The organism is Empedobacter sp. UBA5924 (assembly GCF_002431085.1).
Classification (GTDB): domain Bacteria; phylum Bacteroidota; class Bacteroidia; order Flavobacteriales; family Weeksellaceae; genus Empedobacter; species Empedobacter falsenii_B.
Map to the genome: position 1 here is coordinate 1 of NZ_DJDM01000049.1, position 10,686 is coordinate 10,686.

Sequence of the window (10,686 nt, forward strand, 5' to 3'; positions counted from 1 at the left end):
ATCAAAATGCACAACGGGTTATACTAATTTTTTTCCAAAAAAATGGAAAGACAAAAAGACAGGCTAAGATAATTGTAAAGAATAAAATGTTTTTTTATACGCTCTTTGTCAAGTTGAATTCATTTCAACTTCGCATCCTCAAAGTAAAACTCAAATCAAAAAAAACTTTATACATTTACCGAAGCACTTCTCGCGACAGAAGTGCTTCTTTTTTATTTAAAATCTGACAAAACGACACATAATGGGCATTGGCAAACTATTTGATTCAATCAGAAACAAAAAAACTAATAAGAATATGTCTGACCAAAATATACACGAAGAATTAGAAAACGAGAATCTTCAAGAAAACGTTCAAGAGAGTGATAACACTGTAGAACAACCACAAGAAGAAACTGCTGGAAAGTCAGAATTAGAAATTGTTAAGGAACAATTAGCAAAAGAAAAAGACCAATATTTACGCTTATTTGCAGAGTTTGACAACTTCAAAAAACGTACTTCGCGCGAACGCATGGACATTTTCAAGACAGCAAATAAAGAAGTTATTACGTCTTTATTGCCTGTTTTAGACGATTTTGGACGCGCTTTAAATCAAATTGAAAAGTCTGGAGACGACAGCTTACATCAAGGTGTTGAATTAATCAATAATAAATTAGTAGAAACGTTACGTGCAAAAGGTTTGAAAGAAATGGAGACTAAAGCTGGAGACGATTTCAATACTGATTTACACGAAGCAATTACTCAAATTCCTGCTCCAACGGAGGATTTAAAAGGAAAAATTGTAGACGTTGTAGAAACGGGTTATTTATTAAATGATGTGGTAGTTCGCTACGCGAAAGTTGTTGTTGGATTATAATTTAGATTAAGAAAATGTCATCAAAAAGAGATTATTACGAAATATTGCAGGTCGAAAGATCTGCAACATCAGAGCATATCAAGAAAGCCTATCGTAAACTTGCCATCAAATATCACCCTGACAAAAATCCTGGTGACAAAGAGGCAGAAGATAAATTTAAAGAAGCTGCAGAAGCTTACGAAGTTTTAAGCGACGACAACAAACGTGCACGTTACGACCAATTCGGACATGCAGGAATGGGCGGAGGATTCGGCGGTGGCGGCGGAATGAATATGGAAGATATTTTCTCTCATTTCGGCGATATCTTTGGAGGCGGAGGATTCGGTGGTGGATTTGGAGGTCAATCTCGTGGTCCACGTCGAATGAAAGGTTCTGATTTGCGTATTCGCGTAAAATTGAACTTAGAAGAAATGGTTAACGGTTGCGAAAAGAAAGTAAAAGTTAAACGTTTTAAACAAGCAGATGGCGTTACATCTAAAACATGTCCATCTTGTGGCGGTTCTGGACAACAAGTCCGTGTTACCAACACATTTTTAGGACAAATGCAAACTGCTACAACTTGTGGAACTTGTCAAGGAGTAGGAAAAGTTGCAGACAAAATTCCTTCGGGAGCAAATAATCAAGGATTAATCAAAGTTGAGGAAACAATCGATCTTAAAATTCCTGCTGGAGCAAGAGAAGGAATTCAATTGCAAGTTCGTGGAAAAGGTAACGATGCGCCTTTTGATGGTATTCCTGGTGATTTACTTGTTTTGATTGAAGAAGAAGAACACGACACTTTGAAACGTGATGGAAACAACTTACATTTTGATTTGTATATTTCTATCCCAGATGCTGTTTTAGGTGCTTCTAAAGAAATTCCGACGGTTAATGGAAAAGTAAAAATTAAAATTGACAAAGCAACTCAATCAGGAAAAGTATTACGTTTAAAAGGTCAAGGTTTACCAGATTTGAATGGTTACGGAAAAGGTGATTTATTTGTGCATGTTAACATTTGGACACCAACTCATTTATCGAAAGACCAAGAAGCGTATTTTGAAAAAATGAGAGACGATGATCATTTCTCACCAGAACCTTCGAAAAATGAAAAATCATTCTTTGAACGTGTGAAAGATATGTTTCAGTAATTGAAAATCAAATGATATAAAAAAATCCATCTCAAATGAGATGGATTTTTTTATATTTTAAAATCTTTTAATGACTATGCGTGTTAGCTTCCCCAGCTGAACCTTCACGATCATATGAACAACAAGAAGGTAAATTTCCGTACACTTTTTCTTCTGCACGTTTATTATCAGTATCGTGACCAACCGCTACTACAGCGTTTTCTACATCATCCACTTTACTCTTTTTCTCATTCAATATGATATGTAAATTTTGTGTATTACTATCCCATTCAGCAGATTTTACACCTTTTACACCATAAGCTGCTTTTTCTATACGATCTTTGCATTGCCCACAATTTCCTTTAACGTGTAAATCGTGTTTTGCATTTTTATTTTGTGCTTGTGCGCTAATTCCTAAAGTCGCAACCAAAGCAAAGGCTAATAATTTTTTCATTATTTTATATTTTTTATGATTTTTATTTTAAACTAAATCTTAATCCAGCGTAATACATTTGTCCAAAAATTGGCGCATAAACAATCGAACTATCGAAATTTGAACCAAAAGGATTATCTGCTCCTAAAATTACGCGATGTTGTTGATAATTCGTTACATTTTCTCCTCCAATATATACTTCAAAACGTTTTGAAAAAACACGTGTAATCTGGAAATTAATTGTCCCAAATGGATTCGAATATTCATTCAACTGATTTTCTGGCAAATTATCTGATGTATTTGGTAAACGCTGTTTTCCAATCCAATTATACGTCGCATCAAAACGCCAATTTTTACCATTTCTTTCACGTGTTTCGTATTCTAAATTTGTAAAGAAACGATGTTTCGCTTGCAACGGACGTTCTAATTTTCCTTTTTCATAATCTGTTGCGATATCGTAATATTTATAAGATGCTCTAATTTTGAAATTTGTAAATGGATTATAATTAAAATCAAATTGGAACGAATTTGCATACGAATTTCCTTCTAAATTATAAAATCTTACTTGACGAGCCGAATAATCGATATCTGTCACGATTTGATTTTGAAAATCTGTTCGATAAAAATCTGCTGTTACATCTGCATTTTTTCCAAATAATTTAAACTCCTGCGTCACACTAAATCCATAATTCCAAGCAATTTCTGGATCTAAACCATATATTTTTCCATTCCCATCACCCAAAATATTAAATTGCCTTGAAGATGCAAATAAATTCTGATTTTCTGCAAATATATTATTGATTCGTTTTCCACGACCAACCGACGCTTTTATTGTTGTTCCTTTTACAGGCGTATAACGTGTATGCAAACGAGGTGTTAAGAAAAATCCCATTCGATTATGATAATCTCCACGAAGCCCAGCAATCATGTTAAAATTCTTCATATTATCATACGTATATTCAAAAAATGCTCCTGCAGAATTATCTATTCGATCATAATTCGCATCAGTCGGAAGCGCAACAAATTCCTTGAATTTATCGTACGTAAAACTTGCTCCTGTAGAGAATTTATTTTTTGTATTGCTAATAATCGAACTGAAAATATAGTTGGAATAAAAACTTTGTTGCTCAATATCATATTGATTCAATCCGAAGTAAGAATCTTGTTTATGATAGCTAAACGCCGTTTGCAATCCCATACTTTGGTAAGGCATTTCCGGAAAAACATACCCAATTTTTGACGAAACATCCACACGATTTGTATTGATTTCTGACCCCCAATAATTTGTTGTTAATTTATCACGATCTTTATCAAAATCAACTTGTCCTGCTTGTTTTGTATCATTCAAATATCTTGCAGATAAAAATCCGACCCAACCTTTTTCTAAGTTTTGATATTGCCAACGATTCATTACATTAACTTGGTGTCCAAGCGGATTATCTAAAAATCCATCATCGTTCATATCATTCTTCGAAACGCGTGCATTTCCATGCATAAACAAAGAAGTACTCCATTTATCATTCAATTTTTTGTTCAAATGCACATTTCCTTCAAAACGAGAATCTGTCGAACCATAAAGATTCACAAACAACGGAATATCATTTGAAGGTTTTATTAATTCTGTATTAATCTGCCCAGAAATACTTTCGTAACCATTAATCACCGTTCCAGCACCTTTCGTCACCTGAATACTTTCTACCCAAGTTCCTGGCGTAAAACTAAGCCCAAAAGCTTGAGAAGCTCCACGAACATTTGGTATATTTTCTTCTGCAATCAAAATATAAGGAGAGGTTAAACCTAACATTTTAATTTGCTTATTTCCTGTCACAGCATCCGAAAAATTGACATCAATAGAAGGATTTGTCTCGAAAGATTCAGCTAAATTACAACATGCTGCTTTCAACAATTCTTTTCCAGTCATTGTCGTCATATTGGTTGCAAACTTCGATTTTTTAAGCGAACTACTTGTATCACGAACCACAACTTCATTCAACGAAGTATCCCCAAAATGATCTTTTACATTGATGGTGATATTCTGAAATTCGTCTTTTAATTCCTTAAAAGTTGTTGTTTCATTGTCATAAAAAACACCTAAAATTGAGGTTGGTTGATAATTTTCGATCTCAAAGTTTCCTTTTTCATCTGTAATAACAGTAATATCTGACGATTGCCAAAACACTTCTGCTCCAACGATTGGTTGTTGATTTTGATCTGTAATTTTTCCTTTTAAAGTAGATTGTGCGTAAGAAAACGCAGCACTTAGTATAAATACTGAAGTGAATATTTTTTTCATTTTTACGATTTAAGGCTCAATGCCTATTTATTATTGTGTACTTGTTGATTAGATTTTCATCAAATACTTTAATATTTAGATAATAGCGTATTGTTTTCTGATTAATTTAATCAAAAAATAAACGGGTATTACCCTTCGTAAAATGTTAACTGAGAATTGAGTATATAATTTGGCGGTGCATTTGACGCAACATAAAAATCAAGGAAACTAGATTGATTGCTCACCTCTTCATCTTGAATCGGAATTCTAATTTGAAGAATTTCAGAAACTATAAAACTAATCGGAATAAGTTTTTGAATTTTGACAGTTTGCTTTTCTACAAACTTATCCGAATATGAAATATCCTTACAGCAATCATCTTTTTTAGATTTATTGTTTTCCGGTAATTCGCAATGTTTTTTTTCTGTTTTTGGAGGACAACACGAAGTAGAAACTCCCATTTCGTGCGAATTATTATCCAAATGATTCAACTTCACTTGCTCCACCACTCCTTGACAAAAATGCATAGAAAATGCGTAGCTAAGATTTGAAAAAATCAAAACCACCGACAAAACATACTTTATGTAATGTTGCATTTTCATGTTGGACAAAAATAAACAAAAAATTCAAATCAAAACAAACTGAAATTTATATCATTTTCAAAGTTTCTTATAGAATTTTCAGTTTTCATCACTTTATCTTCTTGCCTGTTTGTTCGTCGGAATATTAATAATCCCAGAACCATTTACCAACGATTTATCGTTTTCGTTAACAATTTTCAAAACAACTTCAAAATTTTGCCAATCTATCCCTTGCAAAGTCACTAAACCTGTTGCTTTATCAATCGATTTTATTTTAAATCCTTTATCAGGAAAATCTTGTCCATCGACAATCGGATCAAAATCCAACCCAACTTCTGGCTCAACTTTAAAAGCAGAATCTTGCACAAATTTGTATCGATCTTTAAAACTTTGCGTCAATAATTCATTTTGCTTGATATACTCATCTTCGTTTATTTTTCCAATTGTATCCATGATATAATCAACATAATTATTCATAAAATCAAGCGCAACATTATAATTAACATCCGATTCTTTAACCGAATCTTTCACTTCACTTTCAATTTTATTTTCTGTTGATGAACTAGATGAATTATTAGAATTACAACTTGTAACAAAACTTAATAATAGAACAGGAAGAATAATTTTTTTCATAGGGTTATCTTTTTTTTATGATTTAAAAGTATGTTTTTTTTTGATTGAAATTGAAATAAGTCGAATAATAAAATCAATCATTTTGTTAATAATCTTCTCAAAAAATAGAATAAGCGATTAAAGCCTTACGATTTTATCAAAATATACCTCAATAGTCATCAAAAATCACTAAAATTGCACTTTAAATAAGAACACACAATTAATTATGTCAGAAGATATTTTCAAGAAAGTAGTTTCTCATGCGAAAGAATATGGTTTCATTTTTCAATCGAGTGAGATTTATGATGGATTATCAGCCGTTTACGATTATGGTCAAAACGGAGCTGAGCTAAAAAATAACATCAAACAATATTGGTGGAAAGCAATGGTACAAATGCACGAAAACATTGTCGGCATTGATTCTGCTATTTTTATGCACCCTACTACTTGGAAAGCTTCGGGCCACGTTGACGCGTTTAATGATCCTTTGATTGATAACAAAGATTCTAAAAAACGTTACCGTGCCGATGTTTTAATTGAAGATCATTGTGCAAAAATTGAAGGTAAAATAGAGAAAGAAGTTGCGAAAGCTGCAAAACGTTTCGGTGATGCTTTTGATAAAGATCAATTTGTTGCGACAAATCCTCGTGTTGTAGAATATCAAAATCAAATCAATACAATTTTAGCACGCATGGGAAAATCTTTGGAAAACGAAGATTTAGACGATGTAAAAGCTTTGATTGAAGAATTAGAAATTGCTGATCCTGTAACTGGTTCTAAAAATTGGACAGAAGTTCGTCAATTCAACTTGATGTTCGGAACAAAATTAGGAGCAACAGCAGATCAAGCAATGGATTTATATTTACGCCCAGAAACGGCTCAAGGTATTTTCTTAAATTACTTGAACGTACAAAAATCTGGACGTATGAAATTACCTTTCGGAATTGCTCAGATTGGTAAAGCTTTCCGTAATGAGATTGTTGCACGTCAATTTATTTTCCGTCAACGTGAGTTTGAACAAATGGAAATGCAATTTTTCGTAAAACCAGGAACTGAGTTAGATTGGTACGAAAAATGGAAAGAAACACGTTTACGTTGGCATCAAACATTAGGTTTAGGAAATGAAAATTACCGTTTCCACGACCACGAAAAATTAGCGCACTATGCAAATGCTGCTGCTGATATTGAGTTTAAATTCCCATTCGGATTCAAAGAATTAGAAGGAATTCACTCACGTACAGATTTCGATTTGAAAGCACACGAACAACATTCAGGTAAAAAAATTCAATATTTCGATAACGAAACAAACGAATCATACACACCTTATGTTGTAGAAACTTCTGTAGGTTTGGATCGTATGTTCTTAGCAGTTTTCTCAAATTCATTGAAAGAAGAAGTTTTAGAAGATGGATCAGAACGTGTTGTATTATCTTTACCAGCTGCATTAGCGCCAATTAAAGCTGCTGTTTTACCATTGGTAAAGAAAGATGGTTTACCAGAATTAGCGAAAGAAATTTTGAAGAAATTACGTTTAGATTACAACGTAATGTACGAAGAAAAAGATACTATCGGTAAACGTTACCGTCGTATGGATGCGATTGGAACACCTTTCTGTATCACTGTTGACCACGATTCATTAAACGATAATTCTGTTACTTTACGTTACCGTGATACAATGGAGCAAAAACGTGTTAATATTAATGAGTTAGCTCAAATTATCGACAAAGAAGTCAACATGAAATATCTTTTTGAACAATTATAAAAAGAATATCTTCTCAATACAATAATACTAAAGCTCAGAAATTTCTGAGCTTTTTTTATTTTTATTAAAATTTTTAACAATTTGGCAAAGCTTTTGATTTTAATTTAGATATATTAATCTAAAAAATACAAATTATGGGCTTTATTATTAATCTTTTGGTATCAGCATTAGTTGTTTTCGGACTTGCTAACATTTTACCTGGAGTATCTGTAAAAGGATATGGTTCTGCGATTATTGTTGCACTTGTTATCGGACTTTTAAATGCTGTTGTAAAACCAATTTTAAACATTATTAGTTTACCTGTAACAATCTTAACATTAGGTTTATTTTCTTTTGTGATTACAGCAATTATTATCTTATTAGCAAGCGCAATTATGGGAGACAGTTTCCATGTTGACGGATTCTGGTACGCATTATTATTTGGTATTGTTTTAGCAATTGTCAATTCTTTAGTTGGAGGAATGATGGGAGACTAATTTATACAAATTACTACATATAAAAAGCTGTCTAATTTTGGACAGCTTTTGTATTTTATAAAAGTTTTATTGAGGATAAAATTTTATTTGCTCAAAAATATAGTTATCATGTTTTTTAAGAAGATCAACCAATTGTTTCAATTCGGACTCTTCCCATTTATTCTGAAACATCTCATCATGAATTAACACAACTATATTATTATTTGTAAAGGTTTTATTCGATTCTAATTGATTAACAATTTGTTTATAAATCGCTTGAACAGATTGCACCGGTGTTCCATCTTTTCCATGATGCGTCCATTCCAAATCCCAACCAATAACTTTATAACCCAACTTTGCTAAACCATCAGCCGTTTGTACACCAGAAGCTCCATCATTCTTCGATTTTCCGTCCAATCTCCACATGTTTCTTCCTGGTAAACGAACAATTTTATCTTGTAATTTTAGTATCGATTGGTTTTTCAAAATATCCTCAACCGACGTTTGCTCGTTACTATAAAACTTTTTGTACTGATCATTCGCATGCGTCCAACTATGATTACATTCTTCGATGTAAGGATTATCTTCGTAATATTTAAAATAATCCGTCATTGTTTTATTTTTCTCCACATGTTCTCCAACAAGAAAAACAGTCACTTTTAACTTCTCATTTTTGAAAACCTCATCAATATTTTCACTTCCATTCAAAGGTCCATCATCAAAAGCTAAATAGATATATTTTTTCACAGAATCACTCGCTTTCTGTGCAAACAAACTTGTCGAGAAGATTAATAAAAAGACACTCAAAAGTGTCATTATTCTTTTATTCCATATCATTTAAGTTAGTTTTTAATGAATTAAATGTATGAAAGAAATTCTATTTTTTATATTTTTCTAATGCTTTTTCTAATCGTGTTTTGATTCTTTTTTTCACTAATCTTGGAGCAAGAATTTCTATTTCTTCTCCAAATCCTAAAAGTTCTCGTTCCAACTCAAAATTATGTACAACTTCTATCGAAAATAAAGTTCCTTCGTCCGTCACTTCCAACACTTTTTGCGTCGCATGAATTGGTTTTGTCACCACATAGGGCGCTAATTTTTTATTCACACGAAAAACAACACGCTGCTCCCTTTCTTTCACACTTTTCGTTACGCCAATCGCATTGTTATAATACGTATCAAAATTAATTTCTTGCTCATCTACAAAAGGTTCATTTGCCAATTCATAAAACTCAACAATTCTATCCAAAGCCAACGTATACAAATTTTTATCTTTTCTCGATTTAGCCAATAAAAACCAGCGATTACGGTATTCTTTCAACAAATACGGATAATAAACTTGTTGTTTTGGTTCTTGATTTTTTGCTTTGAATGATTGATAAGAAATCAACAGAGGTTGCTTCTTCACTATTGCTTGATACAATCGATTCAAATGCTCCAAACCTTTTAACAATGGATTTTCCTCAAACTGAATATAATTTGGTTGTTGATGCGTTTGTTTGGATAAATTATTTTCGAGACGCGTAATAATCTCGTTCATATCATCAAAATAATTAAACCCATTCAATTGTTTCATTACCGAAATCACTTCTTTCATTTTATCTAAATCAGCAGAAGAAACTGGTGAATTATGAATCGAATAGTCATGATCTTCATATTCATAAAACTTTTTTTCTCGAACAACAATTGGCGCATTATAACCCAATTTATCACTTCGCATCACCTGAATGTCGCCCTGAATTGTACGTTTCGAAACACCAGAAGTTATTCCTTCATATTCATACAAAGCTTCCGAAACTTTTTCTATCAAATCTTCTAATGTCCATTTTCTGAAATGATTTTGAAGACATTTATCAATCGTTTGATAACGTATTAATGCAATTTTATTGGTTGCCATGGTTGATTTCTTTCTTCAATACTACAAATTTCAAATCAAAGTACGCAATCTATTTGCGTAGAAATTTTCACTTCAACTTTTATTCAAAATATTTTCAATATAAAATCCTCTATTCATCATCATTTACAAATTATTTCGAAAAAATATTTTATTGCGCAATTCATTCGCACACTTCTACTCCAACTTTGTCAAAGGTTTAACAACCAAACGATTTTAATTGTTCCTTAACAAATGTTTCAGTATAGCATTGTAGTAGAAAATGCTTCATCACTTCTATTCTGAATAATTAAAACAAACGCGCAGAAGGTTCGACTCCTTCACTTATTTAATAAATGAGTATTGGTTTAACGCACTAGAATTCGGCTCTAGTAACAGACTTTTAATCTGTATTTATCGCCTGAAAAAGGCACCATTAGAAACAAAAAAGCTAAAAAGTTTTCTTTTCGAATAAAGAATTTATTTCGTTGAAATGAATTTGAAATAAGATCAAAAACTTGCTCAAAACCTGAATTTGAAACTTTAGTTGATGATTGATTTCAAAAGTTTAAAAATAAAAAATCAAGTCAAAATGATTTGAAAAAAGTTAAAAGTAAGAAATCAAAAGAAGCTGCTCAAACTTCAAATTCCGTTTTAAAAAAGGAAAATGATTTAGCTTTTTTATTAGAAAATTTAAAAAAAAGATTCTTCGATAAACTCCTTTAGATTTGAAAATCTT

The 10,686-nt window shown here is 32.0% G+C and carries 10 protein-coding genes; 4 read left to right on the plus strand and 6 right to left on the minus strand.

The features are described 5' to 3' along the window. The first annotated feature begins 295 nt into the window (after positions 1-295). Positions 296-853, plus strand: a complete 558-nt coding sequence (locus B3792_RS13005) for a nucleotide exchange factor GrpE (protein ID WP_260391935.1) — start codon at positions 296-298, stop codon at positions 851-853. 14 nt (positions 854-867) lie between these two features. Continuing rightward, positions 868-1,980 (plus strand): molecular chaperone DnaJ, encoded by a 1,113-nt coding sequence (dnaJ, locus tag B3792_RS13010; RefSeq protein ID WP_291069795.1) that lies wholly within the window; start codon positions 868-870, stop codon positions 1,978-1,980. Positions 1,981-2,047: 67 nt separating this feature from the next. On the opposite strand, the gene B3792_RS13015 is transcribed toward dnaJ, so the two are convergent. The 4 genes from B3792_RS13015 to B3792_RS13030 all read right to left on the minus strand — a co-directional run bounded on the left by B3792_RS13015 (position 2,048) and on the right by B3792_RS13030 (position 5,878). Continuing rightward, positions 2,048-2,413 (minus strand): heavy-metal-associated domain-containing protein, encoded by a 366-nt coding sequence (locus B3792_RS13015; protein WP_291069797.1) that lies wholly within the window; start codon positions 2,411-2,413, stop codon positions 2,048-2,050. A 22-nt stretch (positions 2,414-2,435) separates the two neighbouring features. After that, entirely contained in the window at positions 2,436-4,685 is a 2,250-nt protein-coding gene (locus B3792_RS13020; RefSeq protein WP_291069799.1) for a TonB-dependent receptor, read from the minus strand. A gap of 128 nt (positions 4,686-4,813) precedes the next feature. After that, on the minus strand, positions 4,814-5,260 hold the full coding sequence (locus tag B3792_RS13025; RefSeq protein WP_125349052.1) for an HYC_CC_PP family protein: 447 nt from the start codon (positions 5,258-5,260) through the stop codon (positions 4,814-4,816). 99 nt (positions 5,261-5,359) lie between these two features. Then, a complete protein-coding gene (locus tag B3792_RS13030; protein ID WP_115001264.1) occupies positions 5,360-5,878 on the minus strand; it encodes a hypothetical protein in 519 nt (172 codons plus the stop codon). A 205-nt stretch (positions 5,879-6,083) separates the two neighbouring features. Here B3792_RS13030 and B3792_RS13035 point away from each other — a divergent pair, with 205 nt between their 5' ends. After that, positions 6,084-7,619 carry a glycine--tRNA ligase gene (locus B3792_RS13035; protein WP_115001265.1) on the plus strand — a complete coding sequence of 512 codons (1,536 nt, stop codon included), beginning with the start codon at positions 6,084-6,086 and terminating at the stop codon, positions 7,617-7,619. A gap of 134 nt (positions 7,620-7,753) precedes the next feature. After that, positions 7,754-8,095, plus strand: coding sequence for a phage holin family protein (locus B3792_RS13040; protein ID WP_115001266.1), 342 nt, complete (start codon positions 7,754-7,756; stop codon positions 8,093-8,095). Positions 8,096-8,161: 66 nt separating this feature from the next. Here the strand turns inward: B3792_RS13040 and B3792_RS13045 are convergent, their stop codons facing one another. Both B3792_RS13045 and B3792_RS13050 read right to left on the minus strand, forming a co-directional pair. Further along, complete coding sequence (locus tag B3792_RS13045) at positions 8,162-8,911, minus strand: polysaccharide deacetylase family protein (RefSeq protein WP_291069802.1); 750 nt, start codon at positions 8,909-8,911, stop codon at positions 8,162-8,164. A 40-nt stretch (positions 8,912-8,951) separates the two neighbouring features. After that, complete coding sequence (locus tag B3792_RS13050; protein ID WP_115001268.1) at positions 8,952-9,971, minus strand: helix-turn-helix transcriptional regulator; 1,020 nt, start codon at positions 9,969-9,971, stop codon at positions 8,952-8,954. Between the last annotated feature and the right edge of the window lie 715 nt (positions 9,972-10,686).